Here is an 18,612-nt window from a genome sequence, read left to right on the forward strand (position 1 = left end):
GCGACACGGATCCCGTGCTCGAAGGGGACGGCGCTCAGCGTGCCTCCGCCCCGACCGTCGTGGCGGCGGCGTCCGCCTCGCCGGCGGCGGGCTCCTGCCGGTCCCGGCCGAGCAGGACGGCGCTGAGCACGGCGCCCACCAGCGCGATCACGGCCGCGCCGACGAACACGGCGGAGAACCCGTCGGTGAGGGCGACGACGTCGCCGAGGGCGGTCGCGCCGGCCGCGGCGCCGACGGCCGTCATCGCCGCGAGGCCGAGGGCCGAGCCCACCTGGTAGCTCGTGTTGACGATGCCGGAGGCCAGCCCGCCCTCGGACGGCGCCGCGCTGGAGATGGCGGTGCCGAGCGACGGGATGAACGCCAGGGACATGCCGAGGGCGGCGACGAGCGTCGCGGGCAGGACGTCGACGACGTAGCTGCCGTCGGGGCGCACCAGCGCCAGCCAGCCGAGCCCGGCGGCCAGCAGGACGAGGCCGGTCACGGTGGTGGCGGTGGTGCCGAACCGGGCGATGACGCGCGGCGCCAGCACCACCATGCCGAGCATGATCAGCGCCGTCATGGGCACGAGCGCGGCGCCCGAGGCGAAGGCGTCGAACCCGAGCACCTGCTGCAGGTAGAGGTTGAGGAAGAACCACATCGGGATCCACGCGGCGCCGAGCAGCAGCTGGGCGAGGTTCGCCGCGCCGAGCCGCGGGGTGCGGAAGATGCGCAGCGGCACCAGGGGCTCGCGCCGCACGGCCTGGCTCACGACGAACAGGACCAGGAGCACCGCGGCCCCGCCCAGCACCAGCCAGGTCTGCGGGGCGGCCCAGCCGACCTCCGGCGCGCGGACGACGCCGTAGACGAGGGCGCCGAGACCTGCGGTGACGGTGAGCGCGCCGACCAGGTCGACGGAGCCGGAGGCGCCCGTGCGGGCGGCGGGGAGCAGGCGCGGGGTGAGCAGCAGGACGGCGAGGGCCACCGGCACGTTGAGCCAGAACACCCACGGCCAGCTGAGGTACTGCGTGATCAGGCCGCCGAGGAAGACGCCGGCGGTGCCACCGGCGGGGGCCGCGGCGCCGTAGACGGCGAGCGCCCTGGTGAGCTCGCGCGGGCTGGACCCGAAGACGGTCATGAGGAGGGTGAGCGCGGCGGGCGCGATCATCGCCGCGCCGACGCCCTGGACCGCGCGGCCGGTGAGCTCGGCGGCGACCGACCCGGCCGCGCCCGCGAGGACCGAGCCCGCGAGCAGCACCACCCAGCCGAGCGTGAAGAGCCGCCGCGCGCCGAACAGGTCGGACAGCCGACCGCCGAGCAGCAGGAGGCCGCCGAACGCCACGACGTACGCGTTGAAGACCCAGGAGAGGTTGCCCTGGGAGAACCCGAGGTCGTCCTGGATGCGGGGGAGGGCGACCCCGATGATCGAGGTGTCCATGATGACCATGAACTGCGCGGCGGCGATGAGCGCGAGAGCCCCGCCGCGTGCGGTGGTGGACATGAGGTTCCGTTTCCGGCTCGGGCCGTGGCGGCCGTGCCTGAAGGGCTGGGCTAGATACCCCGGCGGGGTATGACGGGGAACGTAACCTACCCCCGGGGGGTATGCAAGGGGTTGGTGAAGACCGGTGTGCGCGGTCGAGGGGACGACGTGGCCCGCGAGGTCTGGTCCCGGCTCTGACCAGCCGCTATGTTGCACGCAGTCTCGACGGAGAGGGCGGTGGCGCATGGGCGCTGGAGTGCGGCGTTGGATGGCGGCGGTCGGGGCGGCGCTCACGCTCGCCCTGGTCTCGACGGGGCTCGTGGTCCCCGCGGCGGCCGACGACGCGGGCGAGGACACGATCGTCGTCACCCCCACCGAGCAGCGCTGGTGGGTGGGGCAGGACATCACTCTCGAGGTGAGCGTGACCCAGGACGGCGCGCCGGGCGTCGGGGAGGTGTCCTGGTCGGACGACGGCCAGATCTCGACCCTTTGGCGAGCCCCCCTGACGGACGGGCGGGCCACGATCACGATCCCGAGCGACCGCATTCGGCCCGGCCAGCAACCGGTCGTCGTCCAGCACATCGACACGTCCTCGGCCGTCGATCCGGCCACCGGGCAGTACCCCGTCCGGTCGACGGGATCGGTCGTGATCGAGGTCGCCGACCCCGCGACCCCCGTCCTGAGCGCGACGTCGTGGTATTACGGCGACGATCACGAGCTCCGCTTCGACCTCAACGGCACCGACGAGCCGCGGGAGGGCATGGTGGCCGTCGACTTCGGCGGGGGCGTCGAGCGGTCGGCGCCGCTGGTGGACGGTGTCGCCACGTTCGGTCTCGACGGGACGGAGCAGGTCCACGGGCGCCTCCGGTTCGTGCACACGACGGTCGCGGGCTCCGTCGTGTCGAGCTGGGCGTGGTGGGCGTCGGCCAGGAGCAAGCCGGTCACGCTCAAGGCGTCGGCGCCGTCCTCGGTCCGCTACGGGTCGGACGTCGTCGTGCCGGTGCGCGTCACCTCCGCGCTGGGAACGCCCGCGGGGCGGGTGTTCGTCACGCTCGGCACCGGCGAGAAGGCCCTGGCGTCGGCCGTCCTTGTCGACGGACGGGCGACCTTCCGGTTGCCCGCGAGCAGGCTCGGCCTGGGCCAGGCGCGTCTGGTCGTCAGGTTCGATGGCTCCCTGGAGTTCGCCGCGAGGCTGTGGTCGGCTGCGATCGTCGTGCGTCCTCGCGCCACGTCCGTCGCCGTGTCGACCGCGAAGACATGGACGTACGGCAGGGCGCGCCGGGTGGCGGTGACGGTTTCGTCGCCCGACGCGACGCCGACGGGCCGGGTCGAGCTGTGGTGGAACGATCACAAGGTGCGCTCCGCCACGCTCGCGAGAGGGAGGGCGTCCCTGTACGTCCCGGCGACGAGGGCCTCCGCGGGGAAGCACCGCATGGTGGTCAAGTACGTCGGGCCGTCCACGTTCGAGAGGTCGCAGCGCGGCTGGACTCAGAAGGTCGCCCAGGCGCGGCCCCGGGTCACGTTCCGCATGAACCGCACCTCGTTCCCGAACGACTGGTCCGCGACCCGCTCGGTCGGGGCGACGGTCACCGTCCGCACCGCGGGGCTTCCGGAGCGGGGCAGACTGTGCGTCTGGTCGCGTGACTCGCACCTCTTCGATGACCGGTGGATCGGCTGCTGGTCCAACTGGACGTGGCGGGTCACGGACGGGAAACGGACGATCCGCGTGCCCGGGCACGTCCTGGGGATCACGGACGCCGTTTCGGGAAAGACCTACGTCAAGCTCGAGTACATCCCCAGGGACCCCAACGTCCGGTCGGTCTTCTCCAACACGATCACCCTGAGGCACCACGCGCCGTAGGAACCCGACCGATCACGCGCTCACGCGGGGGCCCGGCGGTGCAGGCCTGCGCGGGAGCGGGGAGAGCTCCCCACGTCGCGCATACGTTTCCGACACACCGCAGTGGGTAGCGTGGTCCCGTGCTCACCGCGACGCGCCCCCAGACGCCGCCGACCCCCTCGCAGGGGACGGCGGGAGTCGGCGCGCCGATCCTCCGGGTCGGCGCGTGGCGCGGGGAGCGGCCCACGCCGAGGACGCGGACGGCGCCGCGCGTCGTGGCCGCCGTCGTCGCGCTGCTCGCGGCGGTCGGCGTCTGGCTCGTGTGGCGGTTCTTCGTCGGCACGGCGGCGGGGCAGCGGGTGGACGAGCTCGCGTTCTTCGGCGCCACCCACGGCCAGGGCCGGCTCTGGCAGGTGGCCGAGCCCGTGCTCGACGTCGTGTCCGTGGCGTTCGTCGTCGCGGGCGTCGGGGTCGCGGTGCTGGTCGCCGTGCTCCGCAAGCGGTGGGTGCTCGCGCTGCAGGTCGTCGTCCTCGTGGCGGGCGCCAACATCACCACGCAGGTGCTCAAGCACGGGATCCTCGGCCGGCCCGAGCTGCTCGACGGCTGGACCGGGCCCAACACGCTGCCCAGCGGGCACACCACGGTCGCCGCGTCGGTGTCCGTCGCGCTGCTGCTCGTCACGCCGCGCGCGTGGCGTGCCGTCGTCGCCCTGCTGGGCGCGGCGTACACGGGGGCGACGGGCGTCTCGACGCTCGTCGGCCAGTGGCACCGCCCGTCCGACGTCGTGGCCGCGGTGCTCGTCGTGCTCGCGTGGGGCGCGCTGGTGTGCGCCCTCACGCCGGCGTCGTCCACCGACGAGCTGCGCCGCAGGGGAGAGTCGTACTCGGCGCCGGGTTCGTACGTCGTCGCGGGGCTGCTGCTGCTCGGGTCGCTGGCCGGGGCCCTGATCTCCGGCGCGACGCTCGTCGGCCTCGTGCGCAGCGGGGACCCGGTGCCCCTCTCGCCCGACCTCACCGCCTACGCGGCGGGCGCCCTGGGCGCCCTCGCCGTGACCGCCGCGGCGTTCGCCGCGCTCCTCCTGCTGCGCCAGCTCACCGCGCAGCCTCGCCGCGCGTCTCGGTAGAGTGCCGCCCGACGGCCCGTGTCGGGGAAGTGACGAGCGGATGTCGTACCGTGACATGACCGGTCGGCGGGCCGCCGCCCAGCATCGCCGCCAGCACCGCAGCACCAGGGAAAGCAGGAACGGATGCCCCAGCCACGCAAGCTCGTGATCGTCGAGTCGCCCACCAAGGCTCGCAAGATCCAGGGCTACCTCGGCGACGACTTCGAGGTCGAGGCGAGCGTCGGGCACATCCGTGACCTGCCCCAGCCGCGGGACCTGCCCGCGGAGATGAAGAAGGGCCCGTACGGCAAGTTCGCCGTCGACGTCGACAACGGGTTCGACCCCTACTACGAGGTCCACGCGGACAAGAAGCAGAAGGTCCGCGAGCTGAAGAAGGCCCTCAAGGAGGCGGACGAGCTCTACCTCGCCACCGATGAGGACCGCGAGGGCGAGGCCATCGCCTGGCACCTCATCCAGGAGCTCAAGCCCAAGGTCCCGGTCAAGCGGATGGTCTTCCACGAGATCACCCGCGAGGCGATCCTGCGGGCGCTGGAGAACACCCGCGAGCTCGACGAGGACCTCGTCGACGCGCAGGAGACCCGCCGCATCCTCGACCGCCTGTACGGCTACGAGGTCTCGCCGGTGCTGTGGCGCAAGGTGCGCCAGGGCCTCTCGGCGGGCCGGGTGCAGTCGGTCGCCACGCGCCTCGTCGTGGAGCGCGAGCGCGAGCGCATGGCGTTCGTCCCCGCCGACTACTGGGACGTCACCGGGCAGTTCGCGCCCACCGGGGGCGACGACGCGGGGCAGGCGTTCCGCGCCCGCCTCACCGGCCTCGGGGCCGACCGGGTCGCTGCGGGCCGCGACTTCGACGACCGCGGGCGGCTCAAGGTCCGCACCGGCGTCGTCCAGCTCGACGAGGCGTCGGCGAACGCCGTCGTCGCCGGGCTCGCGGACGCCGCGTTCGCGGTCCGCTCGCTGGAGACCAAGCCGTACTCGCGCAAGCCGGCGGCACCGTTCACCACCTCGACGCTGCAGCAGGAGGCGGGCCGCAAGCTGCGCATGAGCTCGCGGCAGACGATGCGCACTGCGCAGGGGCTGTACGAGAACGGCTACATCACCTATATGCGGACCGACTCGCCGTCGCTGTCCGCGGAGGCGACGGACGCCGCGCGCCGGCAGGCGGCGGAGCTGTACGGCCCGGAGTACGTGCCGGGCCCGCCGCGGCTGTACGCCCCCAAGAACAAGGGCGCCCAGGAGGCGCACGAGGCGATCCGCCCGGCGGGCGACTCGTTCCGCACGCCCGCGCAGGTGGCCCGCGAGATCTCCGGCGACCAGTTCAAGCTGTACGAGCTGATCTGGAAGCGCACCGTGGCCTCGCAGATGGCCGACGCCAAGGGGTCGACGGCGTCCGTGCGCGTCGCGGCGCCGCTGGCCGACGCCGCGGGCGAGCTCGCGGGCCGCGACGCGGTCTTCTCGGCGTCGGGCACCGTCATCACGTTCCGCGGCTTCCTCGCCGCGTACGAGGAGGGGACGGACGTCGCCGAGGGCGACCAGGGCGCCGCGTCGGCCAAGGACGCGCGCCTGCCCCGCATGGCCGAGGGCGACGCGCTGCGCGGCGACGACCTCGCCGCGGACGGGCACTCGACCACGCCGCCCGCCCGCTTCACCGAGGCGTCGCTGATCAAGGCGCTCGAGGAGCTGGGCATCGGCCGGCCGTCGACGTATGCCGCCACGATCTCGACCGTCCAGGACCGCGGCTACGTGCGCACCAAGGGCCAGGCGCTGGTGCCGACGTGGCTCGCGTTCGCCGTCGTGAAGCTGCTCGAGGAGCACTTCCGCTGGCTGGTGGACTACGACTTCACGGCCGAGATGGAGGCCGACCTCGACCAGATCGCGTCGGGCAGCCGGGACCGCGTGGCCTGGCTGACGCGCTTCTACTTCGGCGACGGCTCGGGCGAGAGCACCGGCTGGGGCCTGCACGAGCTGGTGGAGAACCTCGGCGAGATCGACCCGGTGGCGATCAACTCCGTCGAGATCGGCGAGGGCATCCGCGTGCGCGTCGGCCGGTACGGCCCGTACGTCGAGGACCTGGGCGCCGAGGTCGAGGAGGGCCAGAGCCCGCCGCGCGCGTCGATCCCGGAGGACGTGGCCCCCGACGAGCTGACGGTCGCCATGGCGCGCGAGCTGCTGGCCGCGGGCGCCGACGACGGCAAGCAGCTCGGCACCGACCCGGTGTCGGGCAACGCGATCATCGCCAAGTCCGGCCGGTACGGGCCGTTCGTCACCGAGGTGCTGGACCTGCCGGAGATCGACCCGAGCCTGTCGGCCGCGGCGCAGAAGCGCGCGAAGGCGGCGCAGCCGAAGCCCCGGACGGCGTCGCTGTTCAAGGACATGTCCCTGGAGACGGTGACCCTCGACGACGCGCTCAAGCTGCTGTCGCTGCCGCGCGTGGTGGGCACCGACCCGGAGTCGGGCGACGAGATCACCGCGCAGAACGGCCGCTACGGGCCGTACCTCAAGAAGGGCACGGACTCGCGGACCATCGCGTCGGAGGAGCAGCTCTTCACGATCACGCTGGACGAGGCGCTGAAGATCTACGCCGAGCCCAAGCGGGGCCGCGGGGCCCGTGCGGCGACCCCGCCGCTGCGCGAGCTGGGCGACGACCCGACCAGCGGCAAGCCGATCGTCGTCAAGGACGGCCGGTTCGGCGCCTACGTCACCGACGGTGAGACGAACCGGACGCTGCCGCGCGACCTCACGCCGGAGAGCATCACGCCCGAGCGGGCGATCGAGCTGCTGGCCGAGAAGCGCGCCGCGGGCCCGGCCAAGAAGCGTCGCACGACGGCCACCAAGTCGACCGCGGCGAAGAAGCCCGCGGCGAAGAAGTCGACCGCCAAGAAGTAGCGCGCGGCCGCGGCGCGACGGAGGGGACCGTCCGGTCACGGACGGTCCCCTCCGTCATGAGCGGCCCTCGGGGCCGGCGCGCACTCCTGGCGCTCAGTCCTCGCGCTCAGTCCTCGCGCTCGACGAGGTAGACGTGCCCGTCGGGCCGGGTGACGCGCTCGAGGGTCTGCCGCAACCGGGTGTCCCGGGCGATGTCCTCCTCCGTCGGGGGCACGGGTGGGGACTTCCGGATCGACGCCGGCCCGAAGAAGGGCAGGAAGAACTCGGTGACCTTCATCCCCCAGGTCCGGTCGTCCTCGCGACGTGCGCGCCGTGCCATGAGACTCCTCGAGAAATCACTTGGTGGTCCAACTGTTGGTGCACTAACTATAAACGCCTCGTAGGCTGTGCGCATGGACCTGCCCGCCGACCCCCTGCGCCTCGAGGCCCAGGTGTGCTTCTCCCTCTCGGCGGCCGCGCGCGCGATGGTGTCGATCTACCGGCCGATCCTCGAGCCGATGGGGCTCACGCACCCGCAGTACCTGGTGATGCTGGGCCTGTGGCAGGACGACCGGGCGGGCACCCCCACCACCGTCACCGGGCTGTCCGCCCGGCTGCTGCTCGACCCGGGCACCCTCTCGCCGCTGCTCAAGCGGCTGGAGCGGCAGGGCCTCCTCGAACGGCGCCGGGCCAGCGGCGACGCGCGCGTCGTCGAGCTGCACCTCACCGACGCCGGCCGCGCGCTGCGGGCGCGGGCGGAGCAGGTCCCCGCCGCCGTCGTCGCCGCCAGCGGGCTGAGCCTGCCCGAGCTGGAGCAGGTGCGCGACGTCGCCGACCGGGTGGTCGCCGCCTCGCAGGGCGCGCAGCCCGCGACGGTGCCGAGGTCGAGGTGAGCGGTTCGAGCTCGAGGTCCGGAACATCGATCTCGGGCTCTCGCCTCGACCTCGCGGCGAGGCAGGTACGGTGACGCTCATGACCGACGTCACACCCGCCTCGTTCGCGCCCGGCCTCACCCCCGACGACCTCGCGGGGACGGTGCCCGACCCGCGCACCGCGCCGGCCGTGCGCTGGGGCGTGCTGGGCGCCGGCAACATCGCCGGGTCGTTCTCCGACGGGGTCCGGCAGCACACGGCGTCGTCGGTCGTCGCGGTGGGGTCGCGCGACGTGGCCAAGGCGGAGGCGTTCGCCGCCGCGCACGCGCCCGGCGCGCGGACGCACGGCGACTACGCGGCGCTCGTGTCCGACCCGGAGGTCGACGTCGTCTACGTGGCGACGCCGCACAGCCACCACCACGAGCACGCGCTGCTCGCGGTCCGCGCCGGCAAGCACGTGCTCGTGGAGAAGGCGTTCACGCAGGACGCCGCCCAGGCGCGGGAGGTGCTCGACGCCGCCCGCGACGCCGGCGTCTTCGTCATGGAGGCGATGTGGACCCGCTTCCTGCCGCACGTGGCCGCGCTGCGGGGCGTCCTCGCGCGCGGCGAGATCGGGCGTGTCGTGAGCGTCATCGCCGACCACGGACAGCACTTCCCGTTCACCCCCGAGCACCGCCTCTACGCGCCCGGCCTGGCCGGCGGAGCGCTGCTGGACCTCGGCGTCTACCCCGTGTCGTTAGCCCAGGACCTGCTGGGCGCCCCCACGACCGTCACGGCGGTCGGCGCGCTTGCCGAGACCGGCGTGGACGGGCAGGTCGGCATGGTGCTCGGCTACCCGGACGGCGTGCAGGCCACGCTGTCGACGACGCTGTGGTCGCGCACCGCGAACACGGCCGTGATCTCCGGGACCGAGGGGCGCATCGAGGTGGCGCGCACCTTCTACGCGCCGACGTCGTTCACCGTCGAGCGGCACGACGGCGCCACCTGGGCCTACGACGGGTTCCGCGGCGAGGGCAAGCAGTACCAGGCCGCCGAGGTCGCGCGCCGCGTCACGGCGGGGGAGACCCAGAGCCCGCGCATGTCGTGGGACGGCACGCTGGAGGTCATGGACACCCTCGACGAGGTGCGCCGCCAGGTGGGGGTCGTCTACCCGGGCGAGTGAGCCGCCTCAGCGCGTGAGGCGCCGGCCGCTGACGTCGGTCGGCGTGATGCTCACCCACACGTTCTTGCCGTCGTCCTGGTAGCTGACCAGGCCGGTGGCGCGCGCGGCGTCGAGCTCCGCGTCGGTCTCGAGGATCCGCGCCGTGCCCTTCACCACGACGCTCGTCGCGACGCTCTCGCCCCACTCGTCGGCCTCGAACGCCACCCGCGAGTTCACCGTGAGCTCGACGAGCTTCGTCCCCGGGTGGGTGCGGAAGTACACGACGCCGTCCGCCGCGGCGAAGGACACGGGGAAGATCTCCGCCTCGCCGCCGACGGCCGTGGCGAGCCGGCCGAGGCTCTGCGTGCGCAGGAAGTCCCAGCAGGCGTCCTCCGTGAGGAGGGTGACGGGCTGGCTGGACGACGACTCGGCAGGCATGCGACCTCCTGGTACGACGGGCGGTGTCGCTCCCATCGTCGCGCCCCGACGGCCGTGTCGCGCGGCGGGCCGGGATGGAGTGGGTCACGCGGTGCCCGCGCGACGCGTTGTCGCCGCCACCGACTACCGTGTCTGCGTGAGCAGCGCACCCGGGTACTTCGTCTCGTTCGAGGGCGGCGACGGCGTCGGCAAGACCACGCACGTCCGGCTGCTGGGCGACTGGCTGCACGAGGTGACGGGCCGGGAGGTCGTCGTGACGCGCGAGCCGGGCGGCACGGCGCTCGGCCTCGAGCTGCGCAGGCACGTCCTGCACGGCGGCGACATGGACGCCCGCAGCGAGGCGCTGCTGTACGCGGCGGACCGCGCCCACCACGTCGCGACGGTCGTGCGGCCGGCGCTGGAGCGCGGCGCGGTGGTCGTGACCGACCGGTACCTCGACTCGTCGGTGGCGTACCAGGCGGGTGGCCGCGAGCTCTCCGAGGAGGAGATCGAGGCGCTGTCGCTGTGGGCCACCCGCGACCTGCTCCCCGACGTCACCGTGCTGCTCGACCTCGACCCGGTCGTCGGCGCCGCCCGCCTGTCCGGGGCGCCGGACCGCCTGGAGCGCGCCGGCGACGAGTTCCACCGGCGCACGCGCGAGACGTTCCTGCGCCGCGCGGCGGCCGACCCCGAGCGCTGGGTGGTGGTGGACGCGGCCGCGCCGCTCGACGACGTGCAGGCGCAGGTGCGCGTGGACGTCGCCGCACGCCTCGACCTCACGCCGGTGGTCGAGGAGGCCGTCTCCGACGCCGTCGCCGAGGCCGACGAGGCGGCCGAGCCGGGGGAGGGACGCGCATGAGCGTGTGGGACGACGTCGTCGGGCAGCCCGACGCGGTCGCCCTGCTGCGCCGCGCCGCCACCGACCCGTCCGCGATGACGCACGCGTGGCTGCTCACCGGGCCGCCCGGCTCCGGCCGTTCCGTGGCGGCGCGCGCCTTCGCCGCGGCGCTCCAGTGCACGGGCAGCGACGGCGAGACCGGCGGCTGCGGCCGCTGCCACGCCTGCACGACGACGCTCGCAGGCACGCACCCGGACCTCACCGTCGTGGCCACCGACAAGGTGGTCATCACCATCGACGAGGTGCGCGACCTCATCATGACGGCGTCGCGCACGCCGTCCTCGGGCCGCTACCGCGTCATCGTCGTCGAGGACGCGGACCGCATGGCGGAGCGCACCACGAACGTGCTGCTCAAGGCCATCGAGGAGCCGCCGCCGCACACCGTCTGGGTGCTGTGCGCCCCGAGCGCCCAGGACGTGCTGCCGACCATCCGGTCCCGCTGCCGGGGCGTCGTGCTGCGGGTGCCGCCCGCCCAGGACGTGGCGGACCTGCTGGTGCGCCGCGACGGCGTCGACCCGGCGGTCGCGCTGACGGCGGCGCGGGCCGCGCAGTCGCACGTCGGGCTGGCGCGCCGGCTCGCGCGCGACGGGGACGCCCGCCGCCGCCGCGACGCCGTGCTCGAGGTGGCGCGCCGCATCCGCGGGGTGGGCGACGCCGTCCTCGCGGCGGGCGAGCTGGTGGACGTCGCCAAGGCCGAGGCCGTCGCGGCGACGACGGAGCGGGACGCCGTCGAGAAGGCGGAGCTGCTGCGCGCGCTCGGCGTGCACGAGGGCGACACGCTGCCGCCCCGCCTGCGCTCGCAGCTCAAGCAGCTCGAGGACGACCAGAAGCGCCGCGCCACGCGGCGCCAGCGCGACGTCCTCGACCGGTCGATGGTGGACCTGCTGTCCCTGTACCGCGACGTGCTCGTGGTGCAGCTCGGCGCCGCGGTCGACCTGGTGAACGCCGAGCACGACGCGACCGTCCGCGCGCTCGCCGCCGACTCGACGCCGGAGCAGACCATCCGCCGGATGGACGCGATCGGCACCGCGCGGGAGCGCCTCGAGGGCAACGTGGCGCCGCTGCTCGCCCTCGAGGCGATGACCGTCGCGCTCCGCCCGCAGGGCTGATCCCAGGCCGCCCGAGCGGCTCCGGGGGCGGTCGGTGGCGCCTCGGCGCGAGGCCGATAGTTGCCTGATCGCCCCCGATGCTGTGAGGTGTTCCGCGGCGGGGGCCATGGTGGCCTCCGCGATCTGACTGGGGGTTGGCATGAGGATCCTGCTGCTCGTCTCGGCGTTCAACGGGCTCACGCAGCGCGTGTGGGGGCATCTGGCGGACCGGGGGCACGACGTCGGCGTCGAGCTCGCGCCGGCCTTCTCCGCGCCGGAGGACCTGGTCGCGCGCGTCGAGGAGATCGGCCCGGACCTGATCCTGGCGCCGTTCCTCAAGCACCGCGTGCCCGAGGACGTGTGGCGGCGCTGGACCACCGTCGTCGTCCACCCCGGTCCGGTCGGCGACCGCGGGCCGTCCTCGCTGGACCACGGGATCCTCGAGGGGCGCGAGCGCTGGGGCGTGACCGCCCTGTCCACGGTGGAGGAGATGGACGCCGGCCCCGTGTGGGCGACGTCGACCTTCGCGATGCCGTCGCCGCCGGTCGCCAAGAGCGCGCTCTACAACGGGCTGGTCGCGGACGCCGCGATGGCGTGCGTCGACGAGGTGCTGCGGAAGGTCGCCGCGGGCGAGCCGCCGGTCCCCGCCGCCGAGCTCGACCCCGAGGTGCCCGGCACGGGCGAGCTGCCCCTGCTGCGCCGCGCCGCGTTCGAGCTCGACCTGACGCGCCCCGCCGCCGAGCTCGCGCGCACGGTCGCGGCCGCCGACGGGGCGCCCGGCGCGCCCGCGACCGTGCGCGGCGCGCGGGTCTGCCTGTTCGACGCCGTCGCGACCCCGGAGACGATCTCCCCGGACGCGGAGCCCGGCACGGTCGTGGGCCGCGACGAGGACGCGGTGGCCCTCGCGACCGGCGACGGCACGCTGTGGGTCGGTTACGCCGCCACGCTCGACCGGAAGCGGGGCACCAAGCTGCCCGCCGCCTGGGTGCTCGACGTCGCCGGCGTCCCGTTCCACCCGGCGCCCGAGGCGCTCGCCGAGTCCCTCTACGAGCGCGACGGCGACGTCGGGTACCTGACGATCCGCTCGTACAGCGGGGCCATGCACACGCAGCAGTGCCGCCGCCTGACCACCGCGGTCGAGAAGGCCCTCACGGAGGACACGCGGGTGCTGGTGGTGCGCGGCACCGAGCACGCGTTCTCCAACGGCATCCACCTGGGCGCCATCGAGGCCGCCGAGGACCCGGCCGCGGAGGCGTGGGCCAACATCCAGGCCATCGACGACCTGTGCGAGGCGATCGCCCGCGCCGACCAGCTCACCGTCGCCGCGTTCACCGCGAACGCCGGCGCCGGCGGCGTGATGGCCGGACTGTGCGCCGACGTCGTGCTGGCCCGCGACGGCGTGGTGCTCAACCCGTACTACGACATGGGCATCTTCGGCTCCGAGCTGCACACCTGGACCGTCGCGTCGCGGCTCGGCGAGGTCGACGCCGACCGGCTGCTCGGCGCCAAGCTGCCCGTGTCGGTCGCGGAGGCCGCGCGCGTCGGGCTGGTCGACGCCGTCGGGCCGCGCGACCCCGGCCTGTTCGCCGCCTGGCTCGCCGACCGCGCCGCGGCCCTGGCGACGCCGGAGGGGCACGCCGAGGCGGCCGCCACGGCCCAGCTGCGCGCGCCGCGCCGCCCGCTGTCGTACTACCGCACGGTGGAGCTCGCCGAGATGGCGCGCGACCTGTTCGACGACCGCCGCGGGTTCGCGGCCAAGCGGCGGGACTTCCTGCGCAAGTCCGCGCCCGCCGTGACGCCGGAGCGGTTGCGGTTCGAGGACGCCCGCGAGACCGTCGCCCGATGACGACCCTCGCGCGCCGCGCCGCCCGCGGCCTCCTGCTGGCCGGAGCCGCGGGGGTGCTCGCCCTCCTCGTCACGGCGTGCGCGTCCGGCGAGGGCGCGGGCGGCGCGGCGACCTCGGCCTCGCCGTCGTCCCCGGAGCCGTCGCCGTCGGCGTCGTCTCCCGAGCCGGGGGAGGACCCGGCGGCCCTGGCCCCGGGCGAGCACGCGCGGGGTCTGCCCGAGGGCGCCGAGGGCACGATGGACAGCCCGGCCGGCGCCGGCTGGTCGCCCACGCCCGGCGTGCTGCTGGTCGTGACCTACGGGTCGAGCACCTGCCCGCTGCTGGCGCAGCCCGAGGGCGAGCGGGACTCGTCCGGCGGGACGGCCGTCGTGACGTTCGAGAAGCTGCCCGACGGGCCGTGCACGATGGACTACATGCCCACGACCAGCGCCGTCGCGCTCCCGGAGGGCGCCGACGGGGGCGACCCGCTGACCGTCCGGCTGGGCGACCGGGGCACCGTCGAGGTGGCGCCGCGGGGTGCCGAGGGGGAGACGGGGCCGATCGCCTGGGTGGCCCCGAAGGGGTGACCCGACCCCTGCACGGACCACGCGAGGGGCGACGGTAGGTTGGGCGGGTGAACCTCGACGAGCGCCGCCCGACCGCCCGCCGCACGACCACACTCCGCACGACCGGTCGGCGCGCGTCCGCCGCTCTGGTGGCGGGGGTGCTGCTCCTCGCCGGGTGCACGGCGCCCGCCAAGGAGCAGGCGCCGGCGGGCTCGGCGTCGGGCCCCGCGGCGTCGCAGGCACCGGACGGGTTCGAGAAGTTCTACGGGCAGGCGCTCGAGTGGACCGACTGCAAGGGCGGGCTGCAGTGCGCGACGGCCGCGGCGCCGCTGTCCTGGCACGACGCGGGCGCGGGCAGCATCGAGCTGGCGCTGGTGCGCAACCCCGCCGACGGCAAGGACCCGCAGGGCTCGCTGCTGGTCAACCCCGGTGGCCCGGGCGCCTCGGGGGTCGACTTCGTGCGCAGCGACGCCGAGAACGACGGCTCCACGTTCGGCAAGAAGCTGCGGGACGCGTTCGACATCGTCGGGTTCGACCCGCGGGGCGTGCAGGACTCGACGCCCGTGACGTGCTTCGACGACGCGCGCAAGGACGAGTCGCTGGCCAAGGACTTCGACCCGAGCACCGACGACGGGCTGGCCGCCATGGAGGCGGAGTCGCGCGCGTGGGGCGAGGCGTGCGCGGAGCACACCGGTGACGTCCTCGGCCAGGTCGACACGCAGAGCGCCGCCCGGGACATGGACATGCTCCGCGCCGTCCTCGGCGACGACCAGCTGCACTACCTCGGGTACTCGTACGGCACGCAGCTCGGCGCCACCTACGCGGGCCTGTTCCCGGGGCGCGCCGGCCGCCTGGTGCTGGACGGCGCCATCGACACGACGCTCTCCTCGGACGAGATCTCCGCCGGGCAGGCCGTCGGCTTCGAGAACGCCCTGCGCGCGTACGTGGCCGACTGCCAGGCCGGCAAGGGCTGCCCCCTGCCCGGGTCGGTGGACGACGGCATGCAGCGGATCAAGGCCCTCTTCGACCAGGCGTACGAGCGCCCGCTGCCCACCTCCGACGCCGACCGCCCCGTGACCCGCACGCTCGCGTTCTACGGCGTCGCCCTGACCCTGTACAACCAGGCGAACTGGCCCGTCCTCACGCAGGCGCTCACGGAGGCGATCACCAGCGGGACGGGCGACACGCTGCTCTACCTCGCCGACGCCTACAACGACCGGAACGCGGACGGCACCTACTCGTCGAACTCCTCCGAGGCGTTCCGCGCCGTCGGCTGCCTCGACGACCGCGGCACCACGGACGTCGGCGAGATGCGTGCCGAGGCGGCGGAGATCGAGAAGAAGGCGCCCACCGTCGGCGAGTTCTTCGCCTACGGCGGCACGACGTGCGCCGACTGGCCGGCCCCGCTGGCGAAGAAGGAGTTCGACGTCCACGCGAAGGGCGCGGCGCCGATCGTCGTCATCGGCACCACCAACGACCCCGCCACCCCGTACGCGTGGGCGGAGGGCCTGGCGAAGACGCTGGACTCCGGCGTCCTCGTCACCTACGAGGGCGAGGGGCACACCGCGTACTCGCCGTCGCGCCCGTGCGTGGCGGACGTCGTCGAGTCGTACCTCGTGGACGGCGACGTCCCGAAGGACGGCACCACCTGCTGACGCCCGCGGGCGCCACCGTCAGGCGAGCTCGTGCTCCACGGCCGCCGGCTGGTGGCTGCGGGCCCAGTGCCGCAGGGCGAGGACGCCGAGCACGGAGATGACCACCAGCCCCACCACGTAGAAGACGGTGGACCACGTCGACGCGCTGTCCGCCGTCGCCGGCAGCAGCTGGCCGTAGGCGAGCTCGTAGTGCAGGCCGCCGGTGACCTTGATCGCCAGCCAGGCGGACAGGAAGCCCATCGAGTCCCACAGCGCGTGCAGGCCGACGACGGTCAGGTAGGCGAGCAGCACGCCCCCCGTGAACCGGTACTTCCCCGCCGCGGAGGCGGCGCCGAAGATCGCGGCGCCCAGGATGGCCGTCCACAGCACGTGCCCGACCGGGGTGAGCAGCCCGCGCACGGCCTCCGTCTGGAGCAGGGAGTCCAGGTCGATCTGGCCCAGGCGGGTGAGGCTGGCGTTGAACGCGTAGCCCGCCGACTCGAACGCCGCGAACCCGGCGCCGACCACCGCGCCGAGGAACGCGCCCTTGAGGCCGGTCTTCTGGGCGACCCGCGCGCCGACCACGAGGAACACGGCGATCTTCACGGCCTCCTCGATCGCGCCGACACCCACGTAGATCCACCACGACGGCGACAGGTGCGACTCCAGGATCGACGCGCCCAGCACACCGAAGATGCCGCCGAAGAAGAACGCCGCCAGCAGCAGCATGATGTCGATCGACCCGTGCGCCTTCTCGACCACGAACAGCACCACGGTGAACGGCACCAGGAAGCTGCCGAGCAGGATGACCGTCGGGATGAGGTTGGAGTTCTGCGTGCTGAACGTGACGGCCGCGGTGACCGCCCACAGCAGCACGCCCAGGATCAGCGACTTCCACCACCAGCCTCGGCCTGTCGGCACGGAGACCGTCTGCGGCGCGGGGGTGGGGTGCATGGTCGTCCTCCAGATGTTCGGCCAGGCGACCGGCGCCGGGCGCGCGCGGTGCGGCAGGGGTGCTGTACGGGTGCTGCGGGGCTGCTGAGCACGAGTATGCGGAGGTCAGCGCACTCTGTCGCGCGGAAGGGAGATCGCTTCCCGCCCACCGGTTTGGAGAGCGCGCGGCGCGTCGGGTACTGTGGGCGCGCTCGTTGATCCGGCCGCAGCCGGGCGACAGCGACGCCGCCTTAGCTCAGTCGGTAGAGCGATTCACTCGTAATGAATAGGTCATCAGTTCGATTCTGATAGGCGGCTCCGACACGGAAGGCCCCGGATCTCGACGATCCGGGGCCTTCGTCATGCCCTCGGGCGAGCACCATCGTGCGGGTCAGGGGCAGGAGACCAACAGGCTGGTCAGGACGCTGCAGTCGGCGGCAGCCGTGTCGTTGCCCGGGTTCGGATCCGTGGGCGTCGACGCGGTACGGGTCGCCGTGGCCGGGAGCTGGCCGATCGACAGCAGACCGAGGGTGGCGCCGAAGGATGCTGCGAACTCGTCGCCGTCGGCGATCGCACCGGTCGCGCACGTCACCTCGTCCGTGGCCGAGGCGTAGGTGCATCCGGCCGGGAGGCCCGACACCGAGCTCACCTGTGCCGGCAGGTCCACGACGACCGTCGCAGACCCCACGTCGCCCGGTCCCGCGTTGGCGGCCACCGCGTGAACGTGCCCGGGCCCCTGTGCCCAGGCACGCGCAAGCGCGGCGACTGCCGCGCGGAGTGGGTACTGGTCCAGGCTGGGCGGTACGGCAGCCCACGGCAACCGAACAGCGATGGACGATGGCGCGACGAACCTGCGTAGGCCCCGGTCAACCGATGGAACCGGTCGGACGCCACCACCGAGAGTTCACCCGCTCCGGCGTCGCTCGGCGACGTGTCGGCGTGATCTCGATCACGACGAGTGGACCTGAAGATAAGTTGAGGTTGCAGGCTGGGTGTCTCAGGGACGGCCATCGAGGGCAGTCCCGGACTGCGCTGTTGAGGAGCCTGTCATGCACGAGAACCGCGTCGTGGTGGTCACCGGGGCGACCGGGCGGCAAGGGGGTGCCGTCGCACGCGCCCTGCTCTCCCGCGGCTGGGAGGTGCGGGCCCTGGTCCGCGACCCGGACACGCCGCAGGCGCTCGCGCTGAAGGAGGCCGGGGCGATGCTGGTGCGGGGGGACCTGGACGACGACGCCTCGTTGGACGCGGCCCTGGCCGGGGCCTATGGCGTGTTCAGCGTGCAGACGTTCACCGGCCCGGACGGGTTCGTCGGCGAGGTGCGTCAGGGCAAGGCGGTGGCGCAGGCGGCTGCTCGCGCCGGGATCGCCCACCTCGTCTTCAGCTCCGTCGACGGCGCCGATCGCCCCGGCCGGGTGCAGCACTTCGCGACCAAGGGCGAGGTCGAACGCCACATCGAGGCTCTCGGGCTGCCCGCGACGATCCTGCGACCGACGTTCTTCATCACCAACTTCGAGCACCTCGGCCCGCGATGGGTCGACGGAGAGCTCGTCTTCACCATGGCGCTCGACCCTCGGACCCGACTGCAGATGATCACCCCGGACGACATCGGGACCCTGGCGGCCGACGCCTTCGACGCCCCGTCCGACCACCTGGGCCGCGCCATCGAGATCGCCGGTGACGAGCTCACCGGCCCGCAGATCGCCGACGTCTTCGCCCGCGCCGCCGGTCGCTCGGTGCGCTTCGTCGCCCAGCCGGTCGAGCAGGTCCGCGCTCACAGCGAGGAGGTGGGCGCGATGTTCGACTGGTTCAACACGATCGGGTTCCGCGCGGACGTCCGCGCGCTGCGCGCGGCGCACGCCTCGCTGACCACCCTGCAGGACTGGGTCGCCGCACACTGGTCGCTGCCGGCGGAACCGGAACCGGCCATCTGAACGACGCCTCGTGGCGGTCCGCGCC

16 protein-coding genes and 1 tRNA gene are annotated in these 18,612 nt (G+C 73.9%); 12 read left to right on the top strand and 5 right to left on the bottom strand.

The features are described 5' to 3' along the window. Positions 1–34: 34 nt before the first annotated feature. The gene (locus ACFU9A_RS05495; RefSeq protein WP_430574246.1) at positions 35–1,477 is read right to left on the bottom strand and encodes an MFS transporter; all 1,443 of its coding nucleotides are present in this window, start codon (positions 1,475–1,477) and stop codon (positions 35–37) included. A gap of 223 nt (positions 1,478–1,700) precedes the next feature. Between ACFU9A_RS05495 and ACFU9A_RS05500 the strand changes: the two genes are divergently transcribed. The 3 genes from ACFU9A_RS05500 (at position 1,701) to topA (ending at position 7,303) form a co-directional block, all read left to right on the top strand. Then, the gene (locus ACFU9A_RS05500) at positions 1,701–3,317 is read left to right on the top strand and encodes a hypothetical protein (RefSeq protein ID WP_430574247.1); all 1,617 of its coding nucleotides are present in this window, start codon (positions 1,701–1,703) and stop codon (positions 3,315–3,317) included. A 119-nt stretch (positions 3,318–3,436) separates the two neighbouring features. After that, positions 3,437–4,420, top strand: a complete 984-nt coding sequence (locus ACFU9A_RS05505; protein WP_430574248.1) for a phosphatase PAP2 family protein — start codon at positions 3,437–3,439, stop codon at positions 4,418–4,420. A gap of 123 nt (positions 4,421–4,543) precedes the next feature. Then, entirely contained in the window at positions 4,544–7,303 is a 2,760-nt protein-coding gene (topA, locus tag ACFU9A_RS05510) for a type I DNA topoisomerase (protein WP_430574249.1), read from the top strand. Positions 7,304–7,409: 106 nt separating this feature from the next. Here the strand turns inward: topA and ACFU9A_RS05515 are convergent, their stop codons facing one another. After that, positions 7,410–7,622, bottom strand: a complete 213-nt coding sequence (locus ACFU9A_RS05515; protein ID WP_430574250.1) for a hypothetical protein — start codon at positions 7,620–7,622, stop codon at positions 7,410–7,412. Between the two features lie 73 nt (positions 7,623–7,695). On the opposite strand from ACFU9A_RS05515, the gene ACFU9A_RS05520 reads away from it, so the two are divergent. Next, positions 7,696–8,175, top strand: coding sequence for a MarR family winged helix-turn-helix transcriptional regulator (locus tag ACFU9A_RS05520; protein ID WP_430574251.1), 480 nt, complete (start codon positions 7,696–7,698; stop codon positions 8,173–8,175). Positions 8,176–8,254: 79 nt separating this feature from the next. Beyond that, positions 8,255–9,316, top strand: a complete 1,062-nt coding sequence (locus ACFU9A_RS05525; protein ID WP_430574252.1) for a Gfo/Idh/MocA family protein — start codon at positions 8,255–8,257, stop codon at positions 9,314–9,316. Between the two features lie 6 nt (positions 9,317–9,322). On the opposite strand, the gene ACFU9A_RS05530 is transcribed toward ACFU9A_RS05525, so the two are convergent. Continuing rightward, positions 9,323–9,733, bottom strand: a complete 411-nt coding sequence (locus ACFU9A_RS05530; RefSeq protein WP_430574253.1) for a pyridoxamine 5'-phosphate oxidase family protein — start codon at positions 9,731–9,733, stop codon at positions 9,323–9,325. Between the two features lie 136 nt (positions 9,734–9,869). Here ACFU9A_RS05530 and tmk point away from each other — a divergent pair, with 136 nt between their 5' ends. The 5 genes from tmk (at position 9,870) to ACFU9A_RS05555 (ending at position 15,744) form a co-directional block, all read left to right on the top strand. Further along, complete coding sequence (gene tmk, locus ACFU9A_RS05535) at positions 9,870–10,571, top strand: dTMP kinase (RefSeq protein ID WP_430574254.1); 702 nt, start codon at positions 9,870–9,872, stop codon at positions 10,569–10,571. Then, positions 10,568–11,719, top strand: coding sequence for a DNA polymerase III subunit delta' (locus ACFU9A_RS05540; protein WP_430574255.1), 1,152 nt, complete (start codon positions 10,568–10,570; stop codon positions 11,717–11,719). Before tmk ends, ACFU9A_RS05540 begins: the two co-directional genes overlap by 4 nt. 139 nt (positions 11,720–11,858) lie before the next feature. Further along, positions 11,859–13,544: an enoyl-CoA hydratase-related protein gene (locus ACFU9A_RS05545; RefSeq protein WP_430574256.1), complete on the top strand. Its 1,686-nt coding sequence runs from the start codon at positions 11,859–11,861 to the stop codon at positions 13,542–13,544. After that, on the top strand, positions 13,541–14,110 hold the full coding sequence (locus ACFU9A_RS05550) for a hypothetical protein (protein WP_430574257.1): 570 nt from the start codon (positions 13,541–13,543) through the stop codon (positions 14,108–14,110). Before ACFU9A_RS05545 ends, ACFU9A_RS05550 begins: the two co-directional genes overlap by 4 nt. A gap of 47 nt (positions 14,111–14,157) precedes the next feature. Then, entirely contained in the window at positions 14,158–15,744 is a 1,587-nt protein-coding gene (locus ACFU9A_RS05555; RefSeq protein ID WP_430574258.1) for an alpha/beta hydrolase, read from the top strand. Between the two features lie 18 nt (positions 15,745–15,762). Here ACFU9A_RS05555 and ACFU9A_RS05560 read toward each other — a convergent pair whose 3' ends face one another. Further along, a complete protein-coding gene (locus ACFU9A_RS05560) occupies positions 15,763–16,677 on the bottom strand; it encodes a PrsW family intramembrane metalloprotease (RefSeq protein ID WP_430574259.1) in 915 nt (304 codons plus the stop codon). 224 nt (positions 16,678–16,901) lie between these two features. On the opposite strand from ACFU9A_RS05560, the gene ACFU9A_RS05565 reads away from it, so the two are divergent. Further along, positions 16,902–16,974: transfer RNA gene (locus ACFU9A_RS05565), tRNA-Thr, on the top strand. Positions 16,975–17,047: 73 nt separating this feature from the next. On the opposite strand, the gene ACFU9A_RS05570 is transcribed toward ACFU9A_RS05565, so the two are convergent. Further along, complete coding sequence (locus tag ACFU9A_RS05570) at positions 17,048–17,371, bottom strand: hypothetical protein (RefSeq protein WP_430574260.1); 324 nt, start codon at positions 17,369–17,371, stop codon at positions 17,048–17,050. A gap of 334 nt (positions 17,372–17,705) precedes the next feature. On the opposite strand from ACFU9A_RS05570, the gene ACFU9A_RS05575 reads away from it, so the two are divergent. Continuing rightward, positions 17,706–18,587, top strand: a complete 882-nt coding sequence (locus tag ACFU9A_RS05575; protein ID WP_430574261.1) for an NmrA/HSCARG family protein — start codon at positions 17,706–17,708, stop codon at positions 18,585–18,587. Positions 18,588–18,612: the final 25 nt, after the last annotated feature.

The sequence above is a fragment of the Isoptericola sp. NPDC057653 genome, assembly GCF_042799955.1.
In the GTDB taxonomy this organism is placed as follows: domain Bacteria; phylum Actinomycetota; class Actinomycetes; order Actinomycetales; family Cellulomonadaceae; genus Isoptericola.

What these genes read in the sequence shown, in the direction of transcription:
- ACFU9A_RS05495 (WP_430574246.1), bottom strand. Translation starts at nt 1,477, where the DNA reads ATGTCCACCACCGCACGCGGCGGGGCTCTCGCGCTCATCGCCGCCGCG.
- ACFU9A_RS05500 (WP_430574247.1), top strand. Translation starts at nt 1,701, where the DNA reads ATGGGCGCTGGAGTGCGGCGTTGGATGGCGGCGGTCGGGGCGGCGCTC.
- topA (WP_430574249.1), top strand. Translation starts at nt 4,544, where the DNA reads ATGCCCCAGCCACGCAAGCTCGTGATCGTCGAGTCGCCCACCAAGGCT.
- ACFU9A_RS05515 (WP_430574250.1), bottom strand. Translation starts at nt 7,622, where the DNA reads ATGGCACGGCGCGCACGTCGCGAGGACGACCGGACCTGGGGGATGAAG.
- ACFU9A_RS05520 (WP_430574251.1), top strand. Translation starts at nt 7,696, where the DNA reads ATGGACCTGCCCGCCGACCCCCTGCGCCTCGAGGCCCAGGTGTGCTTC.
- ACFU9A_RS05525 (WP_430574252.1), top strand. Translation starts at nt 8,255, where the DNA reads ATGACCGACGTCACACCCGCCTCGTTCGCGCCCGGCCTCACCCCCGAC.
- ACFU9A_RS05530 (WP_430574253.1), bottom strand. Translation starts at nt 9,733, where the DNA reads ATGCCTGCCGAGTCGTCGTCCAGCCAGCCCGTCACCCTCCTCACGGAG.
- ACFU9A_RS05540 (WP_430574255.1), top strand. Translation starts at nt 10,568, where the DNA reads ATGAGCGTGTGGGACGACGTCGTCGGGCAGCCCGACGCGGTCGCCCTG.
- ACFU9A_RS05545 (WP_430574256.1), top strand. Translation starts at nt 11,859, where the DNA reads ATGAGGATCCTGCTGCTCGTCTCGGCGTTCAACGGGCTCACGCAGCGC.
- ACFU9A_RS05550 (WP_430574257.1), top strand. Translation starts at nt 13,541, where the DNA reads ATGACGACCCTCGCGCGCCGCGCCGCCCGCGGCCTCCTGCTGGCCGGA.
- ACFU9A_RS05560 (WP_430574259.1), bottom strand. Translation starts at nt 16,677, where the DNA reads ATGCACCCCACCCCCGCGCCGCAGACGGTCTCCGTGCCGACAGGCCGA.
- ACFU9A_RS05575 (WP_430574261.1), top strand. Translation starts at nt 17,706, where the DNA reads ATGCACGAGAACCGCGTCGTGGTGGTCACCGGGGCGACCGGGCGGCAA.